The 24,821-nt window shown below is 61.6% G+C and carries 17 protein-coding genes and 1 riboswitch; of the genes, 7 read left to right on the top strand and 10 right to left on the bottom strand.

What is annotated here, in order from left to right:
• Positions 1-224 precede the first annotated feature (224 nt).
• The 3 genes from RWZ58_RS08240 to RWZ58_RS08250 all read right to left on the bottom strand — a co-directional run bounded on the left by RWZ58_RS08240 (position 225) and on the right by RWZ58_RS08250 (position 6,022).
• Positions 225-1,967, bottom strand: coding sequence for a bifunctional hydroxymethylpyrimidine kinase/phosphomethylpyrimidine kinase (locus RWZ58_RS08240; RefSeq protein ID WP_314658313.1), 1,743 nt, complete (start codon positions 1,965-1,967; stop codon positions 225-227).
• Positions 1,956-2,141, bottom strand: a riboswitch (TPP riboswitch). It overlaps the preceding gene by 12 nt.
• A 211-nt stretch (positions 2,142-2,352) precedes the next feature.
• The gene (locus tag RWZ58_RS08245; protein WP_314658315.1) at positions 2,353-4,104 is read right to left on the bottom strand and encodes an ABC transporter ATP-binding protein; all 1,752 of its coding nucleotides are present in this window, start codon (positions 4,102-4,104) and stop codon (positions 2,353-2,355) included.
• 1 nt (position 4,105) lies between these two features.
• On the bottom strand, positions 4,106-6,022 hold the full coding sequence (locus RWZ58_RS08250; protein ID WP_314658316.1) for an ABC transporter transmembrane domain-containing protein: 1,917 nt from the start codon (positions 6,020-6,022) through the stop codon (positions 4,106-4,108).
• 422 nt (positions 6,023-6,444) lie between these two features.
• On the opposite strand from RWZ58_RS08250, the gene RWZ58_RS08255 reads away from it, so the two are divergent.
• On the top strand, positions 6,445-9,045 hold the full coding sequence (locus tag RWZ58_RS08255) for a DUF3516 domain-containing protein (RefSeq protein ID WP_314658317.1): 2,601 nt from the start codon (positions 6,445-6,447) through the stop codon (positions 9,043-9,045).
• A gap of 80 nt (positions 9,046-9,125) precedes the next feature.
• Complete coding sequence (locus RWZ58_RS08260) at positions 9,126-10,577, top strand: alpha/beta fold hydrolase (RefSeq protein WP_399549661.1); 1,452 nt, start codon at positions 9,126-9,128, stop codon at positions 10,575-10,577.
• Positions 10,578-10,722: 145 nt separating this feature from the next.
• On the opposite strand, the gene RWZ58_RS08265 is transcribed toward RWZ58_RS08260, so the two are convergent.
• Positions 10,723-11,928, bottom strand: coding sequence for a TerC family protein (locus RWZ58_RS08265; RefSeq protein ID WP_314658320.1), 1,206 nt, complete (start codon positions 11,926-11,928; stop codon positions 10,723-10,725).
• 376 nt (positions 11,929-12,304) lie between these two features.
• Complete coding sequence (locus RWZ58_RS08270; RefSeq protein ID WP_314658321.1) at positions 12,305-12,853, bottom strand: NAD(P)H-dependent oxidoreductase; 549 nt, start codon at positions 12,851-12,853, stop codon at positions 12,305-12,307.
• A 186-nt stretch (positions 12,854-13,039) separates the two neighbouring features.
• Here RWZ58_RS08270 and RWZ58_RS08275 point away from each other — a divergent pair, with 186 nt between their 5' ends.
• Positions 13,040-13,483, top strand: coding sequence for a helix-turn-helix domain-containing protein (locus RWZ58_RS08275; protein WP_314658322.1), 444 nt, complete (start codon positions 13,040-13,042; stop codon positions 13,481-13,483).
• 94 nt (positions 13,484-13,577) lie between these two features.
• Here RWZ58_RS08275 and RWZ58_RS08280 read toward each other — a convergent pair whose 3' ends face one another.
• Positions 13,578-14,357, bottom strand: coding sequence for an ornithinee aminotransferase (locus tag RWZ58_RS08280; protein ID WP_239663312.1), 780 nt, complete (start codon positions 14,355-14,357; stop codon positions 13,578-13,580).
• 152 nt (positions 14,358-14,509) lie between these two features.
• Positions 14,510-16,678, bottom strand: a complete 2,169-nt coding sequence (gene uvrB, locus RWZ58_RS08285) for an excinuclease ABC subunit UvrB (RefSeq protein WP_314658323.1) — start codon at positions 16,676-16,678, stop codon at positions 14,510-14,512.
• A gap of 441 nt (positions 16,679-17,119) precedes the next feature.
• Here uvrB and RWZ58_RS08290 point away from each other — a divergent pair, with 441 nt between their 5' ends.
• The 3 genes from RWZ58_RS08290 to RWZ58_RS08300 all read left to right on the top strand — a co-directional run bounded on the left by RWZ58_RS08290 (position 17,120) and on the right by RWZ58_RS08300 (position 20,516).
• Positions 17,120-18,262: an iron ABC transporter permease gene (locus tag RWZ58_RS08290; protein ID WP_314658324.1), complete on the top strand. Its 1,143-nt coding sequence runs from the start codon at positions 17,120-17,122 to the stop codon at positions 18,260-18,262.
• Positions 18,262-19,218, top strand: coding sequence for an ABC transporter ATP-binding protein (locus RWZ58_RS08295; RefSeq protein WP_314658325.1), 957 nt, complete (start codon positions 18,262-18,264; stop codon positions 19,216-19,218). Before RWZ58_RS08290 ends, RWZ58_RS08295 begins: the two co-directional genes overlap by 1 nt.
• Positions 19,219-19,376: 158 nt before the next feature.
• Complete coding sequence (locus RWZ58_RS08300; RefSeq protein WP_314658326.1) at positions 19,377-20,516, top strand: ABC transporter substrate-binding protein; 1,140 nt, start codon at positions 19,377-19,379, stop codon at positions 20,514-20,516.
• Positions 20,517-20,651: 135 nt separating this feature from the next.
• Here the strand turns inward: RWZ58_RS08300 and RWZ58_RS08305 are convergent, their stop codons facing one another.
• Both RWZ58_RS08305 and RWZ58_RS08310 read right to left on the bottom strand, forming a co-directional pair.
• On the bottom strand, positions 20,652-21,980 hold the full coding sequence (locus RWZ58_RS08305) for a 2-oxoglutarate dehydrogenase (protein ID WP_314658328.1): 1,329 nt from the start codon (positions 21,978-21,980) through the stop codon (positions 20,652-20,654).
• 525 nt (positions 21,981-22,505) lie between these two features.
• A complete protein-coding gene (locus tag RWZ58_RS08310; RefSeq protein ID WP_314658329.1) occupies positions 22,506-23,192 on the bottom strand; it encodes a YigZ family protein in 687 nt (228 codons plus the stop codon).
• 58 nt (positions 23,193-23,250) lie between these two features.
• Here RWZ58_RS08310 and coaE point away from each other — a divergent pair, with 58 nt between their 5' ends.
• A complete protein-coding gene (coaE, locus tag RWZ58_RS08315) occupies positions 23,251-23,886 on the top strand; it encodes a dephospho-CoA kinase (RefSeq protein ID WP_049327116.1) in 636 nt (211 codons plus the stop codon).
• Between the two features lie 182 nt (positions 23,887-24,068).
• On the opposite strand, the gene RWZ58_RS08320 is transcribed toward coaE, so the two are convergent.
• On the bottom strand, positions 24,069-24,821 hold a 753-nt coding region (locus tag RWZ58_RS08320), incomplete at its 5' end, for a S1 RNA-binding domain-containing protein (protein WP_314658331.1).

Consider the following 24,821-nt stretch of genomic DNA (forward strand, 5'->3'; position numbering starts at 1 on the left):
TCGGTTACACGCCGTAGAGGTGCGGGCGCGGCAGGTACATCAGCCAGTTGGGTGAGGGCCGGAATCCTGCCGCAAACGGTTTTCACCGACGCCTTAAGCATAACCGGCACAACCCCCGAACCGGCGGTAGCTTGAGTGAAGCATCAATCACCCATCTCACGCCATGCCGGGACGGTATTCAGCCCAAAAATCGGCACCTATCATCTAGCGTAGCGCCCGGCAGACTAACGCAATGCTCGGTGCGCCTGATCAAAGAACTCACGCTCGTACACGCACGCCGACAGGTACGCCCGCGCCGCACGCACACGCTGAGCCGGTGAAGCCGCCTCAAACGCACGCTCCACCTCCGCGAGGCTACGCGCCACATCCGCGGCGAACTCCTCGCCACCGTACAGGCTCAACCACTCCGCGTACGGGTGGTCCGGGTGGTTCTGCGAGGAGAGCACGGCACCGACCTCTTCGTAGAGCCAGTAGCAGGGCAAGATAGCGGCGGCGCCGACCACGTAGTCATCACCGGCAGCGGAGGCGCGCAGGAAATTCGTGTACCCCATGGTAATCGGCGAGGGTCCACCCAGGCGTGCACGGTTCGCCAACCAGCCCTCGTGCAGCTGCGATTCGGCGGCAATCGCCTCGTGCGCGCCAGCCGCCCAGTGCACCTGCGCCTCAGCGGTATCGGCACGCGCCGAGAGAGTCGCGAGCGCACGCGAATAGTCACGCAGGTAGAGGGCGTCCTGGTCCAGGTAGAAGGAGAACAGGTCCTCGTCGAGGGTTCCGTCACCGAGGGCACGCACGAAGGGCAGGTCCAGGATCTGGTGCCAGGTTTCGCCACCCGCAGCCCAAAGAGCGGCAGTCCAGGGACCGGCGGGCTTTACGACGGCTTCACCGGCGGGCACGGGGCTGACCGGCAGCAGGCGCTCCGGACTGGTGCCGTCCAGGGCATTACCCTCAGAGTCGGTGGTGGCGAGCAGGTGATGCCACGGGTACGCGGAGGCAGCAGCCTCCAGACGGCGGGCACGTGCGGCGTGGTCCACCGGGCCGCGGCCCTCACCGGAGCCGACCTGCAGACCGGCACCCGCGGCAATGGATTCGTGGAGCCAGCGGGTGCTCCACTGCAGTGCGCGGTGGGTATCTTCGCTGGTCAGAGTGTTCTTCTGGTCTGCGGCAGGTTCTGCGGCTTCAGTGTGCTGCAGCAGTTCCACGCCCAGGCGGGTTGCCAGCGAGGAGGACAGGGAGCATCCGGTGCCGTGCGTATTGCGGCTGTCCAGGCGCGGGGTGCGCACGTGCGCGCAGGTGCCGTCCGGGAAGACCGCGGTATTGCCGGCGTCCTGACCGCACAGGTGACCGCCCTTCACAATGACGGTGGTTCCGGTCGCCGCCGCGAGGTTCGCCGCCTGCTCGTGCGCCTCATCAAAGGTCTGAGCGGGCTCCTTCTGACAGAGCACGGCAAGCTCCGGAATGTTCGGGGTAATCACGTCCACGAGCGGCACGAGGTCGCGTAGCGCCTGCTCCGCTTCCGCCTGCAGCAGGCGGTCGCCGCTGGATGCAATCATGACCGGGTCGAGCACGACCACGGGCACAGGGTGCTCGCTCAACCAGGTGCGGACGGTGCGGATCGTGTCTGCGTCGCCGAGCATACCGATTTTCACGGCGTCTACCGTGACGTCATCAAAAACGGCGGCAAGCTGCGCGGTGAGAAATTCCAGGGGCGGGGTGAATACTTCGCGAACCCCGCAGGTGTTCTGGGCGACCAGCGAGGTGGTCACGCACATGCCGTAACCGCCGGATGCGGTAATGGACTTGAGGTCCGCCTGGATACCCGCACCGCCGGAGGGGTCGGTTCCCGCAATAGAGAGGACCCTCGGCACCCGAGCTGTCTGAGGTGCCCGGGGGGTTCCGGGAGCGCTCGCGCCGGGTACAGGGTTAGAGGTGGATGCGCACGTGGGCGCGCTAGGCTGCTCTGCCTTCATCGATAATCCCTTCGCTAGTTCGAACTAGAGCAGGTTCAATGGGTGATTCTCTCAGCCTTGAGTGTTTGTACGCTGTTTCGCGCGCCTACTGTTCCGTGCCCCCGCTGTTTTGGTTGCCCGTCTTTGGGCGGGTCAGCGGGTCGCGGGCGTCTCAAGGCACCCCATATCGCTCTGCCAGGTTATCACAACGATTCTCAGTAGCTGAAAGTTTCGCGGGTGACAAGTGAATCTCTCCGAAATTTTCGTTTGACGGATCCCCTCGGTGCGCTCTACCCCATCATCTCAGCACCCACCACCGCCTCCCCAAACACCCCGTTAAACGAGTAGTGCCCGGCACCGCTTCGCACGGTGCCGGGCACTACTCACAGGGCATATTCGCCGAGTCTTAGGTCAGGGCAAAAATCTCCGCCGGGGAGCCCTCCGCAATGATCCTACCCTCGTGCAGCAGGACCGCGCGGTCAGCCAGGGAGGCGATACGCGCATCGTGCGAAATGATCAGCACCGCACGGTTCGCCAGCACGGCGCGCAGGGACTCGGTTGCGTCCGCGAGCTCCAGCTGGGTGGTGGACTCGTCCAGAATCACGGCGTGCGGGTCAGCAAGCACAATACGTGCCAACGCAAGCTGCTGAATCTGGTCGCGGGTCAGAGGCGAATCCGCGCCGCTGACGACGGTGTCCATGCCCTGCGGCAGGTCACGCCACCAGCGGGCACCGACGGCGTCCAGTGCCTCACCCATCTGCTCGACGGTCGCGTCCGGCACGACCACAGTGAAGTTATCGGCGAGGGTACCGAAGAAGACGTGAGCTTCCTGGGTGCAGACCAGCAGGCGCGGGCGGCCGTCGGCGGCGGCATCGGTCGGGAAGTCGCCGTGACCAACCGGTCGACCCATCACGGTGATGGTGCCCTCCAGGGCGGTCAGCGAACCACCAATCAGACGCGCCAGGGTGGTCTTACCCGAACCGGAACGGCCCACCAGGGCGAGCGCCTCGCCGCGGCGAATCTTCAGGTTGATGCCTTCCAGGACGAGGGCGTCGGGCGAGTAGCCGTAGGAAACGTCGGTGCACTCAATGGCGTACTCCGGGTTCTTCACGTCTTCATCCGACATTGCGGCGAACGCTTCGGCGCGGTGCTGTGCGCGCTCCTCACGCTGCTTCTTCGCCAGGGACACCACACCGAACACGCGGCCCATGTTCACGAGCATGATGCGCAGGTTGCTCACGTGGTGGTTCAGCATGTCGGCGAGGGTTCGCAGGCTGAAAACCATGACGGAGGCGGTTGCTACGGCGCCCCAGCTTGCCCAGCCGATAGCCACGCAGGCGGCGCCCCAGAGCATACACAGAATCGTGGGCATCCAGGCGTTGATGGCGTCCACGGTGAAGTACATCTGGCGGATACGCACCATGCCCAGCTGAGCACCAAACAGACGTTCCTTGTTCTCAGCGGAAAAAACCTCTTCGCGGGCATCGTGAACGCCCAGCTCGCGAATCGTGGAGGTGCCGCGAATGTTCTCGGTCAGCACGCTGTTGAGGTCACTCACGCATTCCTGGGCGGTCTGGTTGCGTGCCGCCATGAGCGGCAGCATCTTCGACATGATGAGGGCAAGACCGGCAATCATGGGCAGCATAATCAGGCCCATTGCCGGGCTCACGAACGCCAGGGAGATCGTGGAGATAATGAAGTACAGGACCACGTAGATTGCACCAAGAAGGTCTGTACTGACAGAGCTTGCTGCCGAGGACAGGTCGTCGGTCACGCGGGTGAGCAGGTCGCCGCTGCCGGCTTCTTCCACGGTGCGTGCGTCCAGGTCGAGGGTGCCGTCGAGGGTGTCCTGGTTGGTATCGCGGGTGACGAGCGCGCCCAGTCGCGCAGCACTGTACGAGGAAACCATGAGGGTCACCGCCTGCACGATGAACGCCGCCAGAATAATCAGAATCGGCTGCCACGGGTAGCTGGAGAACTTGCCCGCCACCACATCGTCAACGGTGGCACCAATCTGCAGGGGCACTACCGCACCCATGAGGGTACTGACCATGTAGATGACGAAGGTGTAGAGGGCGCGTCCCTTATGCGCTGCGAGGTAGTGCCACATGCGGCGTGCCACGTAGGCGGGGGTTTCGATGGGAAGCTGCTTTGCCATGCTAGTTCACCTCCTGATTCTGAGTTATTGCGGTCTGAGTGGTTGCGGGGGTTCCCGAGTCGGCGGCAGGGTAGCCGTCGCGTTCCATGCGGCGAGTCGTCTCCGCAGTCGTGGAGACAACATAGACCTGCTCCAAATCCTGCAGCAGGCCGGGGTAGCCCACGGGCAGGCGGTCGCTACCGACCTGGGTTTCCATCGCATCGTAGATGTAGCGCTGGCTGGGTTCGTCCACGGAGTTCAGCGGCTCGGTCAGGATCAGAACCTGCGCATCCTGTGCGAGCGCGCGAGCGAGTGCCAGACGCTGACGCTGACCACCGGAGAGGTTCGCACCCTCAGTAGTGATGCGGGCGGCGAAGTAGTCTTCGGGGTTGCGTCCGCCCAGTCGGTAGGCGATTTCGCGGGAGTCGGTAATCTTCAGCAGCTCCTCGTCCTTTGCCTGTGCCAGTTCCTCGTCGGGGTTCGGCACGGTGCCCAGGCGCAGGTGCTCCTGCAGGGTTCCCGCGAAAATCATGGGGTTCGGTTCGCTCAGCAGCACGCGGCGACCGGAGGCGTCCTTGAGGTCCTCTCCCCCGCGGCGCAGGGTGCGGGCAAGCGCCTCGGCGTAGTCTTGCGCGGTGAGGTTGTAGTCGCGCGGGTTGACGTACACGATGCGCGGGTTGCTGGCACCGGCGGGGGCGACGGGCACGGGTACCTCAAGGGTGTTTGCCTCGACTGCCTGTTCGGCGCGTGCCAGCTGCGCCATTTCTTCGTCGGTGCGCGGGCTCTTCAGCACGCCCTGGCGTACACCCGCGTGACCTTCGAGGCGGGCGATCTTGGCGAGCGCAATTTTGGCGTAACGCCATTCAGTCAGGAAGTTCTGGGTAATCCAGATGGGGCCGCCCATCATCGCAATAATGGAGGCGACGGTCACCAGGGACGCGGCGGGGGTGTCGGATACCCAGCGGCCGTTTTCGACGTGGCCGGTGAGGGCGAAGCCGATGCCGAGCAGGGTGACGGCGCCACCGAGTAGCGCGCGGATGAGGAACATCCAGCGGTGCGTCTTCTCGTAGCGCATGTAGCTGTCGAAGACTTCGTCGGTGCCGCGGTGGTAGCGATCACGCATCTGCTCTTCGGCGCCGAGGCCGGCGATAGTGCGCAGGCCGGTGGCGATATCGGAGGCGCGTGAGGAGGCTTCGCCGTCCTTTTCGCGATACTCGCCAATCTTGGATTCGAGGAAGGTCGAGTACCAGGCAATCACGCCGACCACAATGAGCGTACCGATGAGGGTGACGACCGCGGTGACGGGATTAATCAGCCAGAGCTGTACGGCACCGAGAGTCGCGATAATCATGGCGTTAACGAACAGCGGTAGGGAAAAGTAGACGTTTGTAACACGTCGTACGTCCTTGTTCATGACGGTGACCGCTTCACCTGCGTCAACGGTCGTGCGGGTGCGTCCCATAAGCCGGTTAATGTAGGCGCGCCAGTCGCGGCCGAGCTCGGCGCTGAGGGTCATGGAGGTGCCCCAGCCGAAGAACTCGTTAATCACGATGAAGGTGATGGATGCGACCACCACCCAGAACATGGGCCAGGCGTCGGGGGCTTTTCCTGCGATGTGCTGGTTGATGAATTGGCCCACCATGACGGGGATCAGGATCGCGCCGATACCTGCGGTGGTTTCCCCGAGGACGGGGATGGCCCAGCGGTGCCAGGGGTATTTGTGTCCGGGCGCGGTGACTCGCAGGGCGAGGCGCTTTTTGAGGGCTTCCTCTTCTGCCTTGCGCTGTTCGCTAGCGGTTACTTCCTGTGCAGATTTTTTCTGCGAGGCTTTTTTCTGAGCGGCTTTTTTCTGCGTGGTTTTGTTGTGCAGGGTTTCTTCGTGCGCAGCTTCTTCACGCGCAGCGTTTTCTTGTGCCTTGTCAGCGTTGTATTCAGTCATTCAACGTCTCTCCTTTCTCTTACCCTATTCCTTTATCAATGTGGCACGCAACACTATTTGCGTAATAGATGGGCGTGTCGTTATTTTGTGCAACGTATTTTGGGGCGTGCATCAGCCGCTCAATATGCACCGGCGTCAATCGGCGGATTCTGCATCTGCGCGGCAATCTATGCGGCGTGGAGGCCTGTGCCTTCGACCTTCTGGGCACCAGGTTTTTGCATCACTGCACCTAAAGCTCTTTGTTCCACACTACACGAATTTTGGGGATTCCCGCATTAGCGCGGCGAGGCGCCCCGTGAACACCCCGTAATCACCCCGCGAGCGCCCCCGAACACCTCACGCAAGCCCCGCGAGTACCCGTTTGTTCCCTCGTAACGATAACGCCCCCGCACCCGCGTTATTCCCGATAGACTGGAATCCTCATGAGTATTTTGAATTTTCTTTCTCCCGGGCTGGGCGAGAACCCCGGCGACTACAATCGACGCGATTTTAAGGGCAACCCCCTCACCGCAGAAGAAATCTATGAGGCGTTCACCGAATGGATTTCGACCCGCGGCATGACCCTGTACCCCGCCCAGGACGAGGCCGTCCTGAGCATCGCCGCCGGCCATAACGTGGTGCTGGCAACCCCGACCGGTTCGGGTAAGTCCACTGTGGCTGTTGCCGCGCATTTTACGGGCCTGGCGACCGGTCAGCGTTCCTATTACACCGCCCCCATTAAGGCGCTGGTGTCTGAGAAGTTCTTTGACCTGATCAATATTTTTGGTGCCGAGAACGTGGGCATGATTACCGGCGACTCCGCCATTAATACGGAGGCGCCCATTATCTGCTGCACCGCGGAGATTCTCGCCAATATTGCCCTGCGCGAGGGTAAGGATGCGGACCTCTGCCAGGTCATCATGGACGAGTTCCACTTCTACTCTGACCCGCAGCGCGGCTGGGCGTGGCAGCTTCCCCTGCTGGAGCTTCCGCAGGCGCAGTTCCTGCTGATGAGCGCGACCCTGGGCGATACGACTCGCTTCCAGGAGGAGATGACGGCGCTGACCGGTCGCGAGAGTGACCTGGTGGCACATTCTGAGCGTCCCATTCCGCTGCACTTCTACTACTCCACCACCCCGGTTCAGGAGACGGTGCAGGAACTCGTGCAGACCAAGCAGACTCCGGTCTACATTGTGCATTTCTCGCAGAAGGCGGCGCTGGAGCAGGCGAACGCGCTGCTCTCGGTGGCTATCGCCTCGAAGGAAGATAAGGAACGTATCGCGGAGCTCATTGCTAAGTTCCGTTTCGGCCCGGGCTTCGGTAAGGCGCTGAATAAGCTGGTTCGCGCCGGCATCGGTATTCACCACGCGGGTATGCTGCCCAAGTACCGCCGCCTCGTGGAGCAGCTGGCTCAGGAGGGTCTGCTCAAGGTGATTTGCGGTACCGACACCCTGGGTGTGGGTATTAACGTGCCGATTCGTACCGTGCTGATTACGGCGCTGTCCAAGTTTGATGGTGCCCGCAGCCGCCGTCTGCGTGCCCGCGAGTTCCACCAGATTGCCGGACGCGCAGGCCGCGCGGGCTTCGATACCGCCGGCACCGTGGTGGTTCAGGCGCCCGAACACGATATTGAGAACGCGCGCCTGTTAGCGAAGGCTCAGGCGAAGTTCGGTGACGACACCAAGCGCATTAACCAGTCCCTATCCTCCAAGCGTAAGAAGGCGCCGGAGGGCTTCGTGGGCTGGTCGGAGAAGACCTTCGAGCAGCTGGTAGAGGCAGCCCCGGAGCCGCTGACCTCCTCCTTCGACATCACCCACTCAATGCTGCTGAATCTGATGCACCGCCCGGAGAACCCGGTCATTGCCGCCTACCGCATCATTCAGAACAACCACGAGAGCCCGGCGCGCCGCCGCGAGCTGCTGCGCAAGGCAATCGGCATCTACAAGGAGCTGCTGACCGGCGGCGTGATTGAGCGAACCAACACCCCGGACGAGCACGGCTCCTACCTGCGCCTGACCGAGGACCTGCAGGATAACTTTGCCCTGAACCAGCCGCTGTCCGCGTTTGCGGTCGCCGCGCTGGAGCTTCTGGACCCCGAGTCCCCCAGCTACGCGCTGGACGCGCTCTCCCTCATCGAGGCAACCCTGGACTCCCCCAACCAGGTGCTGTACGCGCAGGAGCGCAAGGCGAAGAACGAGCTCTCGGCGCAGTTGAAGGCGGACGGTGTGGACTACACCGAACGCATGAACGAGCTGGACAAGGTCACCTACCCGCAGCCGCTGGCGGAACTCATCGAGCAGGCCTACGCGACCTACAAGCAGTCCGCGCCGTGGGTGGCTCGTTTTGAGCCGCGCCCCAAGTCGATTGTGCGTGACATGTACGAACGCGCGATGGGCTTCAACGACTTCGTGCAGTACTACTCGCTGGAACGCGCCGAGGGCGTGCTTCTGCGCTACCTTTCCGACGCGTACAAGGCGCTGCGCCACACCATCCCCGACACCGCCGTGACCGACGAACTCGACGACATCATCGAGTGGCTCGGCGAGCTAGTGCGCCAGACCGACTCCTCCCTGGTGGACGAGTGGGAGAAGCTGGCCGCCGGCGAAGACACCGCCACCACTGCGGCCGAGCACGCCTCCATCGAGGAGGAAGAGCCTCCCGCCGTGACGAAGAACCTGCGCGCCTTCCGCGTGATGGTCCGTAACGCCCTCTTCCGCCGCGTGGAGCTCTTCGCTGATGAGCGTGACCGTGCCCTGGGCGCCCTGGACGAGTGGTGCGGCTGGGACGCCGACCGCTGGGCGGATGCTATGGACGACTACTTCGACACCTACGACGACATCTACACGGATGCCGATGCGCGCTCGCCTCGCCTGGTCAGCATGGACGAGGACACCGCCGCGCATCCGGGCGTGTGGAAGGTTCAGCAGAGCTTTGCCGACCCCGAAGATAACTTTGACTTCGGTATTCGTGCCGAGGTTGACCTGGCGGCATCCGATGAGGCGGGCTACCCGGTGCTGAGGATTCTGAGCGTGGGCGAGTTCTAAGACTCCGCCTAAGACTTCACCCGGGCTCTGCCACGATGTTGCCCATAGTGGGCTAGAATACAGAGTATCTATCTATTTGAATGAAAGAAGGTTCACCGTTGACCGTTTCTTCGCTTCCCAAGGTTGAGTACCGCAAGGGTTCGGTCGTCAAGCACGACGGCTACGAGATTACCGACCACTGGTTCCAGGTTCCCCTGACCCACGGTCTGATTTTCTCCAAGGGCAAGGATGCCGCTCTCTCCTCCCGTTTCGCGGACCAGACCATCACCGTGTTCGCGCGCGAGGTTGTGAACACCAGCGAGACTCTGACCGTCCCGGCTGATAAGCGCCCCTACATTGTGTACCTGCAGGGCGGCCCCGGTTTCGGTTCGCCGAAGACCGGCTCCATTGGCGGCTGGATTGCTGAGCTGGCGAAGACTCACCGCGTGATTCTTCTGGATCAGCGCGGTACCGGTCTGTCTTCCCCGCTGTCTGCTCGCACTATTACCGCTGTGGGTGACCCGCAGGTTCAGGCTGAGTACACTGAGCTGTTCCGTGCGGACTCCATCATCGCTGACGCGGAGGCTATCCGCGAGGTACTGCTGGCTGACCGTGCCGACAAGCGCTGGTCCACCATTGGCCAGTCCTTCGGTGGCTTCCTGACCCTGTCCTACCTGTCGTTTGCGCCGCAGTCGCTGCGTGACTGCCGCATCACCGCGGGTCTGGCACCGATTCGTACCTCCGTGGACAACGTCTACCAGCACACCTTCGACCGCATGAAGGAACGTGTTGAGGAGTACTACAGCTGGTTCCCCGAGGACGCTGAGCTCGCTACCCGCATCGCTGAGCACCTGCGTACCCACAAGGAGTACCTGCCCACCGGTGAGCGCCTGACCGACCACCGTTTCCAGATGGCTGGCCACTTCCTGGGTGGCCGCTGGCGCGAGCGCGGCCTGCACTACTTCCTGGAGAACGCTTTCGCTGAGGGTAACGACCACCTGTCCGATCAGTTCCTGACCGCTATGGGTGCCGAGGTGACCTTCCAGGCGAACCCGCTGTACGCCCTGATGCACGAGACCATTTACGCTGACGGCCCCGCCGACGGCGTTCTGCCCGGCATCCCCGGCTACGAGCTGTCCCCCTCCCCCGCGCCGACCAACTGGTCTGCTGCTCGCGTGGCGGCCTCCCGCCCCGAGTTCGCACCGGATGCGGACCGTCTGCTCTTCACCGGCGAGCACATCTTCCCCTGGTACTACGAGGAGGATCCCTCGCTGCGTCCGCTGGCTGAGGTTGCAAACCTGCTGGCTGAGAAGAAGGACTGGGGTCGCCTGTACGACCACGCACAGCTGCACAAGAACGAGGTTCCCGTGGTGGCTGCGGCGTACAACCCGGACGTGTACGTGGACTTTGAGCACTCCATGGAGACCGCTCGCTGGGTCGGCAACACTCAGGTGTGGACCTCGAAGACCCACCACCACGACGGTTTCGGTTCTGACCCGCTGACCATTCTGGGTCACCTGAAGAACATGCTGGCTGAGGTTCACAACCAGTAATTCGTCGCCGGGTAGTCATTCTGCCCGGGTGAATCCCCCGAATATATTTCTGATATAGCTAAAGCCCCTCACCCCGGTTGATCCGGTGTGAGGGGCTTTAGTGTTAGCGCTTAGCCTGGTGAGGCCGCACGCTCAGTAGCTCAAACTACTTCGAGGAGGAAGCGTGCGCATCCTGTGCGGTGCGGACACGCACCACGAGGGCGTGGTATTCGTCTTCCTTCTCGATCAGCTCGTCACGCAGCTTGGCGGGAATGGCGTTGAGCTTCTCGGTTTCCTGCTGCCAGCGGGCGGTGATGTCCGCGCGCTCGGCGACGGGTGCATCCTCGGGCAGTGCCAGGTACTTCTCGGAGAGCGCCTGAACACGCTGAATGGTCTGCAGTGCGCGGCCCTTGGGGCTGAGCAGCGAGGCAAGCACGGTAATGATCAGGACGCCCACGATGACCATCAGAGACATTTCGGTGCTGATTTCGATGACGTGCACGGGCTCGCCGTGGTTGATGAACGGCAGGTTGTTCTCGTGCATTGCGTGCAGGATGAGCTTCACACCAATGAACGCGAGGATGGTCGCCAGGCCGTAGGAGAGGTAGACGAGGCGGTCCAGCAGGCCGTCAATGAGGAAGTACAGCTGGCGCAGGCCCATGAGGGAGAACGCGGTCGCGGTGAACACAATGTAGACGGACTGGGTGAGGCCGAAGATCGCGGGGATCGAGTCGAGCGCGAAGAGCAGGTCGGAACCGGCGATAGCGACCATGACGAGCATCATGGGGGTCATGACGCGCTTGCCGTTTTCGATGGTGAAGAGCTTGTCACCGTCGAAGTGGTCGCTGGTCTTCAGGTACTTCTTGGCGAGGCGGACCATGATGTTGTCGGCTTCGTCATCGCCGTCGCCTTCGGTGATTTCGTCCTTGAGCAGGTTACCTGCGGTCATGAGCAGGACCAGGCCGAAGATGTAGAACACCCAGGCGAAGGAGTTAATGATTGCCGCGCCGGCGAAGATGAAGGTGCCGCGCGCCAGAATCGCGAAGACGATACCGAAGAGCAGGACCTTCTGCTGATTCTCACGGGCAACACGGAAGGTGCCCATGATGATCATGAAGACGAAGAGGTTATCGACCGAGAGAGCTTCTTCGGTGATGTAGCCTGCGTAGAATTCGGTGGCGGCGGTCGGGCCGTTTGTCACAAAAATGTACAGGCCGAACAGCAGCGCGATACCGATGTAAATACTCGACCAAATGGCCGCTTCCTTAACGGTGGGTTCGTGCGCCTTACGGACGTGGAACACGAAATCGAAGGCCAACAGACCCGCGATGATGAGAATAGTAACCAACCATTGCAACCCGGTAACTTCCATGGGGAGCCTTTCTTGTGGTGTGCGTACAGGACCACAAGTCTCTCCCGCCGACCTGAATGGAGGTCGGCTCGATTCACCGGTTAGACGCCTTCGGCTAACGTGCTGACGATGAGTCGATTGGTGGGATACTCCCTTGCTCGGTGAACGATTATACCTTAGGGTTCATGATTCTATGAATGTTCAGTGGAGTTTTTATCTTTCTAGCGGTTATTAGGTGGTGTGAAGGGCACCGAATCACCGGTATTGATAGGGTACAGAAGGTTGTACCCGCACAGCAGGCATGCCTCCGCACGCACGAAGAGGGGCCCGAAGTGGTGCCACTCCGAGCCCCTCCCTCAGTGAAGAGCCTCCGCGGTTTAGAGCCCGCGGTATGGATTTAGACGTTCAGCTCACGCAAACGCGCTACAAGCTGCTGGCCCAGGTCAGTACCTGCAGAACGAGCAATATCTTCGGTGCCCGGCATGCTCAATGCGCCGTACACGTAAACGGGTTCTGCCCACTTCATGCTGGAAAACGCCGCAGTATTTTGCAGGGGATTGAAGATTTCGGGGAAGTTGTTCGGCAGCTTCTCCGCATAGATTTCTGCGTTTGCACCGGCACTTGCGGCGACTACGAGGGTCTTACCCGCCAGCTTATCGCCGTCACTACCGTAGGCGAATCCGTAGGTGAAGACCTCATCTAGCCACTGCTTAAGCAGCGCGGGAACCGAGTACCAGAAGACGGGGAACTGCAGAACGATAACGTCCGCTTCCACGAGAGCCTGCTGTTCTGCGGCGATATCAAATGAACCATTGACGCGATGGGTCGCAATTTCGCGCACCTCTACGTTTTCTCCCAGGGCCTCGGTGACAACACGGAGAGCTTCAGCGTTGGCGGTCGAGAATTCGGGAGTGGGGTGACCGTAGATGATAAGAGCCTTAGACATTTGTCTTCCTTTCTGGATTTTTCTTGCGGTGTTCCGCTTGATGGTTTTATAGTATCTATTAGAAACTGGGTACTTCAAGGTAACTATTAGGGCCTTTGAGAAAATATTTAAAAATATTTTTCGCGCCCCTCGCCGCACCCATAAAACAGCAAAACAGCCCCTCAACGGACAGAGAACACAGCAGCTATGACCACCACGCTCACCTCCCCCGCACACGAAACCGCAGAAACCACCCGCACCCCGCAGGACGTCCAGCCCGCCAACATCCTCGCCAGCGTCTGCCCCTCCCGCACCGTGATGCGCCACCTCACCGACCGGTGGACCCCGCTCATTGTTGCGGCGCTCTCCGAGCAGCCCGTCGCCCGCTTTGGTGAGCTCAAGGCGATGATTCAGGGTGTCTCCCCCAAGGTCCTGACCCAGACCCTGCGCTCCATGGAACGCGACGGCCTGGTAGAACGCCGGGTCACCGCATCCATTCCGCCGCGCGTGGACTACGAACTGACCGCGCTCGGTACGACCCTTGTTGAGCCGATGACCGCCCTGCGCCATTGGGCGCAGGACAATATGCAGGCGGTACTCGAAGCCCGCGAGCGCTATGACGCCGCCGAACTAGAGAACGACGAAGCGTAAAACGGTACTCTGAACAACCTCCAGATAAAGCAGTAGCCCTCCCCGTGAACCATGCACGGGGAGGGCTACTTCTTTATTCAGTTAAGACAGCTGTTTAGGAAACCATATTGAAGGTCGGCGGGGTAAACGCAATCGCATTCACCTGCTTGCTCGTATCAAGCTTGCCGTTCTCATGAATCGTCGGGACGGTAATAACCACCTCGAACTGGTACATGCCTTCCATGAGCTTATCGCCGCGTAACGCAAAACGCGCGGAGATGCCGGTCGCCCGGTCATTCACGCTCGACGCGAACGGGATAACCTGACCCTGAACGGTCTGGGTCTTACCGCTGCGGGTCATGACGGTTGCTACACCGGTCGGGTTCGTCGTGAAGACCTGACGGTCAATGATTTCACCCTCGGGCGAGAAGAGGTAAATGTCCATGGACGGGTGCAGGTGCGTGGTGCCGGTCGTCGCCTCCAGTGCAGAGACATTGTAGGTCATCACGAACTCGCCACAGTTCAGGTTCAGGTCACCCTCGGTGCCGTAAGTCGCCTCGTACACGGACATGAGGCGAATCGTCGCGGGGTTCGGGGAGGTTGCATTCTCCATGGACCACCACGCCTGACCGGTCTCCGGCGCAGTCACGGGCTTGTTCTTGGTGCGCGACTGCAGGGCGCCACTGGCGGGGTTGGTAATCATCCAGCCGCCGACCTGGGTAAAGTCCGGACCGTGTACCGTCTTGCAGTCATCCGCCGAGGCCGCGAATGCGGGTACCGCCGTGGAGGCGGCAATAGCGGGCACAGCCCAAAGCGCGCCGCGGGTGAGGTTGCGGCGGGTAACGGAACGAGCTCCCGTAGTGTGTGCGTCTGAAGAGTTATTAGAAATAGTCACAGATTTTTCTTTATTGCTCGGAAGCATCAAGGTGTTATTTGACACGTAAAACACTTTGATAGTGTACAACATCTATCTGCACTCAGTAGAAGTTCATGAGCAATGAATTATCTCATGGCGAAAAACCCAAGTCGAACCCCTAAACACACGGTTTAGGCGTGACCCGCCTCCTTCATCAGACGCAGCTCCTTCTTCAAATCGGCAAGCTCATCACGCAGACGCGCCGCCAACTCAAATTGCAGGTTCTCCGCCGCCACGCGCATCTGCTCGTTCATCTGCTCAATCAAATCCAGCAAATCCTCCGCGGGTGCCGCCGCCAGCCCGTCGGCGCGAACGCGCGCCTCCGCACGGGCGAGAAGCTCCTCCGATTCAGGGGTGCTCGTGGCAATCTTCGAAGCCGTCGAAGAGCCCGTCTTCGCACCCGCACTCACCGTACGGGCACCCTTCTTACCGCTCTTACGCTGCTGCAGAAGCTTGCGGGTGTCCTCTTCCTCGCGGGCGAGCACATCCGTAATATCGGCAATCTTCTTGCGCAGCGGCTGCGGGTCAATGCCGTGCTCACGGTTGTACGCCTGCTGAATCTCGCGGCGGCGGTTCGTCTCATCAATCGCCACGCGCATCGAGTCCGTAATCTTATCGGCGTACATGTGCACCTGACCAGACACGTTACGCGCCGCGCGGCCAATGGTCTGAATCAGCGAGGTGGTCGAACGCAGGAAGCCTTCCTTGTCGGCGTCCAGAATCGCAACCAGCGACACCTCGGGCAGGTCCAGACCCTCACGCAGCAGGTTAATGCCGACCAGCACGTCGAAAGTACCCAGGCGCAGCTCACGCAGGAGCTCCACGCGGCGCAGGGTGTCCACGTCGGAGTGCAGGTACTGCACCTTCACGCCGTGCTGCAGCAGGTACTCGGTCAAATCCTCCGCCATGCGCTTGGTGAGGGTCGTGGCCAGCACACGCTCGTCGCGTTCCACGCGCACGCGAATCTCCTCAAGCAGATCATCAATCTGGCCCTTGGTCGGCTTGACCACAATCTCCGGGTCAATCAGACCGGTCGGGCGAATAATCTGCTCCACGTAACCGTCGGCCTGCGAGAGCTCGTACTTGCCGGGGGTCGCCGACAGGTAGATGGTCTGGCCGATGCGCTCCAGGAACTCCTCCCACTTCAGCGGGCGATTATCCATCGCCGAGGGCAGGCGGAAACCGTGCTCGACCAGGGTGCGCTTGCGGGACATATCGCCCTCGTACATGGCGCCAATCTGCGGAACCGTCACGTGCGACTCGTCAATAATCAGCAGAAAATCATCCGGGAAATAATCCAGCAGACAGTTCGGGGCACTACCGGGGGCACGACCGTCAATATGGCGCGAGTAGTTCTCGATACCATTGCAGAAGCCCATCTGCTCCATCATCTCCAGGTCGTAGGTGGTGCGCATACGCAAGCGCTGCGCCTCCAGCAGCTTGCCCTGGGATTCGAGAGTCTGCAGGCACTCGCGTAGCTCATCCTCGATGGAGGTAATAGCCTTCGCCATACGCTCCGGGCCGGCAACATAGTGGCTTGCGGGGAAGACGTACATCTCTTCTTCCTCGCGAATCACCTCGCCGGTCAGCGGGTGCAGGGTGTAAATCGCCTCAATCTCATCACCGAAGAACTCGATGCGAATCGCGTTCTCCTCGTACATAGGGATGATTTCGACGGTATCGCCGCGCACGCGGAACGTGCCGCGGTGAAAGTCCATGTCGTTACGCGCGTACTGCATCGCCACGAACTGACGCAGCAACTCGTCGCGGTCAATCTCCTCACCGCGACGCAAAGTCACCATCTGCTCAATGTACTCTTCGGGCGTACCCAGACCGTAAATGCAGGACACGGTCGCAACCACCACCACGTCACGGCGAGTCAGCAGGGAGTTGGTCGCCGAGTGGCGCAGGCGCTCCACTTCCTCGTTGATGGAGGAGTCCTTCTCAATGAAGGTATCGGTCTGCGGCACGTACGCCTCAGGCTGGTAGTAGTCGTAGTAGGAGACGAAATACTCCACCGCATTATTTGGCAGTAGCTCACGCAGCTCATTCGCCAGCTGCGCCGCCAGAGTCTTATTCTGCACGAGCACCAGAGTCGGACGCTGCACCGCCTCAATCAGCCAGGCTGCGGTCGCGGACTTACCGGTACCGGTGGCGCCCATCAGCACAATGTCCTTCTCGCCATTCTGCACGCGCTCGGTGAGCTCGGCGATAGCCTTCGGCTGGTCGCCGGCAGGCTGGAAGGGGCTGACCACTTCAAAGGGGGCGACGATGCGGTTAATTTCGGGTGCGTAACTCATGTATCCATCCTAGGGGAAAGCCGCCCAATGCGCCTCAGGATTGGTTGCCCTTTTCTGCTGGCGCAATATAATCACGCGCAATAGTCCAGACACGACAGGTAACAAGCCATCACCATGAAAGTGCCCAAGTTCATAAAAGAGGGGGCGCAAAAGATAAGGGGCTTTCGACTGGCTCATATTCTCTACCGGGCAGGAGGCGAGCGGGAGCATTTTCCCGCACGATGACGGTGCTCTTAGGAACAGTGCTCTTAGGGGTGGCCGCTCTCCCCCGCAGCCGCCGCCGCTCACGGGCACCGCACCGCAGAAGATAAGCGGCAACACATAAAGACTTATGACGGGCGCTCCGCACTCACCCCCTTTGCCTCCTTGATGTGGCTCACATATGTTTAGAGCGCATACACGCAGACAGAACGGGACCACAAGAGCGCACGGAAGGACTCCATGAGCACGACCACGGAGACAGCTTCAAAGGCAACCCCGAACGAATCCACAGAAGCGAACCCGGAGGCGAACCCCACCGGCGCACCGGCCGCCACTTTAGTTGCCAAGACTGAGCATCGCCGCAGCCTCTTCGCATCCTCGTACCCGCTGATTCTGCTCATCGCCCTGACCATTCTGCTGGGCGTCACCTACCTCTCGCTCATCACCGGCAGGTACCCGCTCGAATTGGACGAGCTCTTCCGCATTCTCGGTAAGAACTGGTTCGGCATGGACCTGAAAGTCTACAAGCCCGCCGAAAATATGCTGCTGACCGTGCGTATTCCGCGTCTGCTCGCCGCCGGGCTCATCGGTGCAGCCCTCGCCATTGCGGGCGCTACTTTCCAGGCGGTCTTCCGTAACCCGTTGGTCTCCCCGTACCTGCTGGGTGTTTCGCAGGGTGCGTCGGTGGGTGCCGCCTCCGCCATTCTGCTGGGTGTGGGCACGAGCCTCGCCATTCAGGGTTCCGCCCTCGCCGGCGGCCTCGCGGCAGTACTGCTGACCGTGAGCATTCCGCGTCTACTCAAGAATCAGTCCACGCTCATGCTGGTGCTTTCCGGCGTGATTGTGGGTGGCTTTGGCACCGCCGCGCTGGGTGCGTTGAAGTTCATTGCGAACCCTGAAACTCAGCTGGCACAGATCGTGTTCTGGCAGATGGGTTCCCTGCAGGACGTACGCGCGGAAGCACTCACCCAGTTTGCGCTGGTGGCGGCGCCCTGCATCCTGCTGCTCCTGGCGATGCGTTGGCGCATCAATATCCTCTCGCTCGGTGACGATGAAGCGCGCACCCTCGGCATTAACCTGACCCGCACCCGCGGTATCACCATTCTGCTGGCAACCCTGGTCACCGCAACCAGCGTGTGTATTGGCGGCCCGATTTCTTGGGTTGGCCTGGTCATTCCGCACCTGTGCCGCCTGCTGGTCGGTAGTGACACGACCAAGCTCATGCCGCTGTCCGTGCTGATGGGTGCTTCGTTCATGATGTTCGTCGATACCCTGGCGCGTAGCCTCACCAGTGCGGAGGTACCTCTGAGCGTACTGACCGGCTTCATTGGCACGCCCCTGTACGTGGCGCTGCTACTGCTTGGAAAGGTTCGGGTGAAGTAATGTCGCCTTCCATTCCCAATGCTCAGCAGCGCACGGATGCGAGCGCAGAGGTTCTGCTACACCTGGACGATGCGGGCTTCCGTTACGGCCACCGGGGCGGGCGCATCAATCGCCGCCGCACGGGTCACAACGCTGGTCTGCACCGTTCCGGGCACCGCTCCAGCCGCTGGATTTTCCGCAACGTGAACCTGCAGGTGCGACGCGGTGAGGTCCTCGCCATTCTGGGTCGCAACGGTGTGGGTAAGTCCACCCTGTTGAACTCCCTAATTGGTTTGCACTCGCTCACCGAGGGCACCGTCCACCTGGGCGGTGAGCCGCTGGATTCTTTGACCGCGACGGAGCGTGCCCGCCGCATCGCGTACCTTCCGCAGATGGAGGGTCGCGGCATCTCCTACACCGTGACCGAGTACCTGCTGATGGGTCGCGCACCCTATATCGGGTTGTTCTCTTCGCCCTCGCGCCGTGACCGTGAGCAGGTGCACACCGTGATGGAGGAGCTGGGGCTGCTCGACCTGGCGCATTCCCCGCTGGATCAGCTGTCCGGCGGTCAGCGTCAGCAGGTGGGTATTGCCCGAACCCTGGTGCAAGACGCCCCGCTCATCGTTTTGGATGAGCCGACGAGCGCCCTCGATGTGGCGAATCAGGCGAAGGTTCTGCGCAAGATTCGGCAGCTGCGCGATGCCGGGTACGGGGTCATCTTCACGACCCACAACCCGGATCACGCCCTCATGCTGGATGCGACCGTCGCACTGCTTGGCGCGCGCGATATGCCCGGCACCGTGCCAAACGTAGCGCCGGAGGTACCTGCAGATGCGCCAGCTCAGCTTTTGACGGGCCGCGCCTCGGAGGTGCTCACGAGCGAGGTTCTCTCACGCACCTTCAATACCGGCCTGACGGTGGTCTACTCCCCCGAGCTGGGTCGTTCCAGCGTGCACATGACGAGCCTCGATAGCTGAGACTCCGCAGCGTTTAGTTTTCCGGTGGCGGTTTGGGCAGTACACAAGAGATGCGGTAGAGGTGCCGCATCCGCTGTGGTGGCGCATCCCTAGAGCGCCCCCTCCTCCAAACCGCCTCCGGGTCATTCACCCACCCTGTCAACACAGAAAGACACACCATGAAAATCACGAAGTTCCACACCGGCGTTGCCCTGACCACTTCCCTGCTGCTGGCTGTGCTGACCGGTTGTGGCGCCGCGAACACCGCCTCCTCCTCGGGTTCGGCTTCGAGCTCAGTCTCGGCTTCGAGTAATTCCGCGAAGAAGCACACCAGCTTCTTCGTGAAGGATAACGGTGACGGCACCAAGGTCATCAAGGACATTGACGGCAAGGAGGTCACCGTCCCCACCAACCCGGAGCGCATCGCTGACCTGTGGCACGCAAACAACCAGGTGGTTCTGCTGCTCGGCGGCGCTGAGAAGCTGGTGTCCACCACGACTAACGTGAAGTCTCTGGCGTGGTTCAAGCAGGTCTACCCCGGTATTGAGAAGGTTGACGCGCCGGTGAAGGGCACCGACGTGAACATGGAGCAGCTGCTTGCCGATAAGCCGGAGGTGCTACTCGCCTCCTCGAAGGAGCAGATTGCGAAGGCAGCTGAGGCGGGTATCCCGGCGGTGCACGTTGAGTTCCAGAACTTCGCGGACCTGAAGCGCACCGTTGAGCTGACCGCCGAGGTGATTGGCACCGACGAGGCGATTGAGCGTGCCGAGAAGTACCTGGCGTACCTGGAGAAGAACGAGAACCTCATCAAGGAGCGCCTGCAGGGCGTCACCGAGTCCCCGAAGGTTCTGCACATTGCGGGCGGTTCTGACCTGACGAAGGTGGACGGCTCGAACTCCCTGATTGGCGAGTGGATGAAGCTTTCGGGTGCGAAGAACTCCCTGGACGGTGTGGAGAATCTGAAGAACATTTCTCTGGAGCAGATCATTGCCTCGCAGCCGGAGTACATCATCATTGGCGGCGCGGATGCGCAGAAGGGCGTTGACGCGATCAAGGCTGACGCCGCGTGGGCTGACGTTCCGGCGGTGAAGAACGGCAAAATTATTAAGAACCCGGTCGGCACTTTCAACTGGGACCGCTATTCCGCCGAGGAGGCTCTGCAGATTCTGTGGGCGGCGAAGCTGTTCCATCCCGAGAAGTTCTCCGACGTTGACCTGGTGAAGGAGACCCGCGAGTTCTACTCCACCTTCTACGGCTACCAGCTGACCGAGGATGAGGCGCAGCGCATCATCAATGGTCAGGGTCCCGCAACTAACTAACGTGATGGCAGCTCATCTGACGACCGGTTAGTTCGTTAAACACGTACCGCCCGGAACCGTGCTCACAGCACGATTCCGGGCGGTATTTTATTGGTTTGTAGCCGTGGGGCGCCGCAGTGCTAGTTGACCGCAGTGTTAGCGCACCTCCACGGTGGCTCCGGCGAGGCTCATCAGCGCCCGGTTCGTCAGCGGAAGGTACCCGTTCAGGGCGCTCAAAATCAGCTGCATGGTGCGCTCTTCATCCTCCACGCTCAGCCCGCGCGGAATACCCACACCCGGCACGCAGATGCGCTGCTTATACAGGTCAATCACCGCGCACACGGTGCGGTTCGGCACACCCAACACTGGCAGCATGCCGCGGTGATTGATGGTGCGCAGGCCCTTACCGACCACGGCGGCGGTGCGGATATCCGGGCGGGCACTCCTCGCGAACCGGGAGGCACCCGCACCGTTCGCAAAAGCGGCAGGGTCGGGAATACTATTCGGCACCGCGCTCTTCTCGTTCAGCACAGACAGCAGCGGCTCCCCCACCGCGGCGGTGACCGCCACGTAGCGTACCTGCCGGTCCATGGCGTTGAGGAAGTCCAGTTCCGCGTACTCCTCCACGCGGTAGTTTTCGACCAGGCCGGCTTCACCCGACCCAGTTTCTTCCACGGTGCGGGTGATGACTTCTTCATCGTAGAAGCTTGCCACGCACACCTGCGGGGCGCCGCGCTCAATGCGGGCGCGGCACTGATAGTCGTCGTCAAGCAGCCAGAGGGACAGCTCGTAGCCGTCGGGTACATCGCGCACACCGGTCGCGAGCAGCACTTCGCTGCCGTCCAGGGAGAAGGGCTCCCAGCCTGCCGGTTCGAAAGCGTTGAGGGCACCGTCCAAGGCGGGGTTGCAAGAGCCGAGGCTCGGCGCCTGATCAGCCGGGGTGAACGCCTCGGTGGAGGGCATGGCGATGGTGAGCCCGCGCATCCTGCCGGCAAGGCAGAGTTCAACCGCCATGAGCAGGTGACCCGCACCTTCACGGCTCAGTGCTGGGCTCTGAACCAGGTGCGCCACACCGGAGTTGTCCAGGCTGAGGTGTTCGCCAACTCCGCGGGCGGCGTTGGAGTAGCGGTTGTGCAGGCGCACCAGCTCGTCAATGGGCAGGGCGCGTCCCACGGCGCCGAACGCCTGGGCGATAGCGTGAACGTGTTCGGGGAAGACGCGGCAGAGCCTGCCGAGCTGACGGGCAAACTCCGCCGGACGCTGCGTGAGCACGCCCAGCAGGGTGCCGAGGTTCTGCTGGCGGTAGGCGTTGAGTAGCTGGGCGACGGTGGCGGGTTCAAGCTGCTCGACAGTGCCCATCTTGGGGAGGCGCGCTCCCTGGCGGTTGAGGGTTGCGGTGCCGCTGCGGCTGCCCGCGGACTGCTCTGATGAGTTTTTGCCTGCTTGTTCGTCTACTTGTTGATAGTAGGTTCCCGACTGCGTCACGTTTTCACGACCTTGAGCTCTTCAGAGCATTCGTTAGCTGATTCTTCGTAAGGTGACGGGCTGGGCTCAGCGCCTACCGGCAGATGGTTCGTGCACACACTCGACCGTCTACCGGGTCGTATAGTACCGGCATTCAGCTGTGTCTCGTTCCTTGAGCAGCTAAGCTATAGCTTCAAGACGTCAGCATCAGGACCTCAGCGCTGAGATAGTACCCAGTTCTCGGCGCTGAGATGTCAGCGTTGAGCCCTGCCCGTCGGTGCGGGCGCACGCGTGCCCTCGGGGAGGCGTCGGGCTGGGTTACCGCTGGTAATGAACCCGTTGCCCGTGCCGTGGAGGGGCGTGTGCGTTCCGCAACGCTTTTTAGGCTATCAGCTTTAGCAGGCAATTACTAGGGTTAGAGTAACTATTAACTAAGGTTGGACTATCTTTTGGGTTTTGAGAGCTTTAGGCGGGCGCTCAGCCCGGAAACCTAGGAGGAAAATCTGGGAACGGGAATCTAAGACCGGGAATCTAGGGGCCGGCAACCTAGACCGGCAAATCCACCCACTGCGTGTCACCCCAGGTCACGTTCGCCGCGCCCGAGCTGAGGCTCACCACCAGCTCCTCGGCACGCGCCAGCTCCTCCGGGCGGTCAAACACACCCAGGGAAATCATGGCACCCTCCGCACCGTACTCGGTACCCAGCACATTCAGACCGGCGGCACGGATCTCGTTCTCCAGGCGGCCAGCATCCGCATGCGAGCTGGGCACCTGACCCACGCGCAGACGCTCACGCGAATCAAATAGCGCACCGTCCAGGGTCTGTACCACCGAATCAGTGTAGGCACGCACCAGACCGCCCGCGCCAAGCTTAATGCCACCGAAATAGCGCACGACCACCGCAACCACATCCGACAGGTCGGTGGTGCCGTCCTCGCGGGTCTGACGCGCCAGCAACGCCTGCATCATGGGCACACCGGCGGTACCGGCGGGCTCACCATCATCGGAGGAACGCTGAATATCGCGGTCAGCACCAATAATGAACGCCGAACACACGTGGCGGGCGTCGTGGTAGGTTTTGCGCACCGACTCAATGTAGGCGCGCGCCTCCTCGACGGTGCTCACGCGCTTGATGTGACCAATAAATTCGCTACGCTTAATTTCGAGGAGGCTCTCATAGGGCTCATCGCCGCGCGGCACAAGGTAGCGGTTGGCGCGAGTTTCTTCCTGCATGTGTCCTCCTCTAATCAGTACCTATCTATTGTGGCACAGCCCGTCAGGAGCACCGTCCATGTCCCAGCCTTCTTCCCCCGCCTCTACTGCCCTGCGCCGTTACGCCCTCACCGGCGGTATCGGCAGCGGCAAGAGCACCATCGCCTCCCTCTTCGTTGAGCAGGGCGCATTCCTGGTGGATGCGGACGCTATCTCTCGCTCCCTCATGGAGCCCGGCGAGGCGGTGCTCACCCGCACGGTCGCGGAGTTCGGTGAGCATCTGCTCGATGAGGACGGCCGCCTCAACCGCCCCGCCCTGGCGCGTATCGTGTTCAATGATGAGCAGGCGCGCCTGCGTCTGAACGCAATCGTGCACCCCGCTATTCGTGAGCGTGCCGCGCAGCTGGTGGAGCAGGCGCAGTCCGAGCCCGGGTTCAGCGGCGTGGTGCTGGAGGATATTCCCCTGCTCGTGGAGACCGGCGACCCGTCCGCCTTTGAGGGCGTGGTCGTGGTGCGTACTCCCCTGGCAACTCGCCTGCAGCGCCTCGTATCTTCGCGCGGCATGAGTGAGGAGGATGCGCGCGCCCGCATCGCCGCGCAGGCTACCGACGAGCAGCGTGAGGCGGTCGCCACCTGGATCATTGATAATGGCGGCTCGCTGGAGGAGACCGCCGAGCAGGTGCGCGCCGTGTGGGAGCAGATGACCGCCGCCTAAAGATACCTCAACACCCCGCATCACCCGGCACCCAAAACCTACCCCGAACCCCAACCTCCCCACAACGCAAGGAACCCCCTCACCTCCCAAACGGGAGATGAGGGGGTTCCTCTGCTCTAGGCACCCCGTGCGGGGTTACCTATCGGCTATAACGCCTGATGAGTGCTCATCTGAGCGGCAGATTAGTTGCCGGTCAGCTTCTTGCGGAGCTCAGCCAGTGCCTCATCCGATGCGAGGGTACCTGCGGAAGCGGGCTCCTCGGAGGAGTAGGAGGTCGGTGCGGGCTCAGCTGCTGCGGGAGCTGCTGCTGCAGCCTCTGCGTCAGCCTCGAGAGCCTTAGCAACCTGAACCTTGTGAGCCTCGAAGCGAGCCTGTGCCTCTGCGTACTGTGCTTCCCAAGCCTCGCGCTGTGCGTCGAAGCCTTCCAGCCACTCGTTAGCCTCGGGGTCGAAGCCCTCGGGGTACTTGTAGTTGCCAGCCTCGTCGTACTCTGCAGCCATGCCGTACAGAGCGGGGTCAAACTCGGTAGCGTTGGGGTCAACGCCCTCGTTTGCCTGCTTGAGGGACAGGGAGATGCGGCGGCGGTCCATGTCGATGTCGATGATCTTAACGAAGACCTCTTCACCAACGGAGACGACCTGCTCAGCCAGGTCAACGTGGCGGGTTGCCAGCTCGGAGATGTGGACGAGGCCCTCGATGCCGTCCTCAACGCGCACGAATGCACCGAAGGGAACGAGCTTGGTGACCTTGCCGGGAACAATCTGACCCAGAGCGTGGGTGCGAGCAAATGCCTGCCACGGATCTTCCTGGGTTGCCTTGAGGGACAGGGACACGCGCTCGCGGTCCAGGTCCACCTCGAGAACCTCGACGGTAACGGGCTGGCCAACCTCGACAACCTCGGACGGGTGGTCGATGTGCTTCCAGGACAGCTCGGA

Origin of the sequence: uncultured Rothia sp., assembly GCF_963544205.1 — a bacterium.
GTDB lineage: Bacteria > Actinomycetota > Actinomycetes > Actinomycetales > Micrococcaceae > Rothia.

Excerpts from the sequence above, each read along its gene's own strand:
- RWZ58_RS08240 (WP_314658313.1), bottom strand. The coding sequence starts at position 1,967 with ATGAAGGCAGAGCAGCCTAGCGCGCCCACGTGCGCATCCACCTCTAAC.
- RWZ58_RS08245 (WP_314658315.1), bottom strand. The coding sequence starts at position 4,104 with ATGGCAAAGCAGCTTCCCATCGAAACCCCCGCCTACGTGGCACGCCGC.
- RWZ58_RS08250 (WP_314658316.1), bottom strand. The coding sequence starts at position 6,022 with ATGACTGAATACAACGCTGACAAGGCACAAGAAAACGCTGCGCGTGAA.
- RWZ58_RS08255 (WP_314658317.1), top strand. The coding sequence starts at position 6,445 with ATGAGTATTTTGAATTTTCTTTCTCCCGGGCTGGGCGAGAACCCCGGC.
- RWZ58_RS08260 (WP_399549661.1), top strand. The coding sequence starts at position 9,126 with ATGAAAGAAGGTTCACCGTTGACCGTTTCTTCGCTTCCCAAGGTTGAG.
- RWZ58_RS08265 (WP_314658320.1), bottom strand. The coding sequence starts at position 11,928 with ATGGAAGTTACCGGGTTGCAATGGTTGGTTACTATTCTCATCATCGCG.
- RWZ58_RS08270 (WP_314658321.1), bottom strand. The coding sequence starts at position 12,853 with ATGTCTAAGGCTCTTATCATCTACGGTCACCCCACTCCCGAATTCTCG.
- RWZ58_RS08275 (WP_314658322.1), top strand. The coding sequence starts at position 13,040 with ATGACCACCACGCTCACCTCCCCCGCACACGAAACCGCAGAAACCACC.
- uvrB (WP_314658323.1), bottom strand. The coding sequence starts at position 16,678 with ATGAGTTACGCACCCGAAATTAACCGCATCGTCGCCCCCTTTGAAGTG.
- RWZ58_RS08290 (WP_314658324.1), top strand. The coding sequence starts at position 17,120 with ATGAGCACGACCACGGAGACAGCTTCAAAGGCAACCCCGAACGAATCC.
- RWZ58_RS08295 (WP_314658325.1), top strand. The coding sequence starts at position 18,262 with ATGTCGCCTTCCATTCCCAATGCTCAGCAGCGCACGGATGCGAGCGCA.
- RWZ58_RS08300 (WP_314658326.1), top strand. The coding sequence starts at position 19,377 with ATGAAAATCACGAAGTTCCACACCGGCGTTGCCCTGACCACTTCCCTG.
- RWZ58_RS08310 (WP_314658329.1), bottom strand. The coding sequence starts at position 23,192 with ATGCAGGAAGAAACTCGCGCCAACCGCTACCTTGTGCCGCGCGGCGAT.
- coaE (WP_049327116.1), top strand. The coding sequence starts at position 23,251 with ATGTCCCAGCCTTCTTCCCCCGCCTCTACTGCCCTGCGCCGTTACGCC.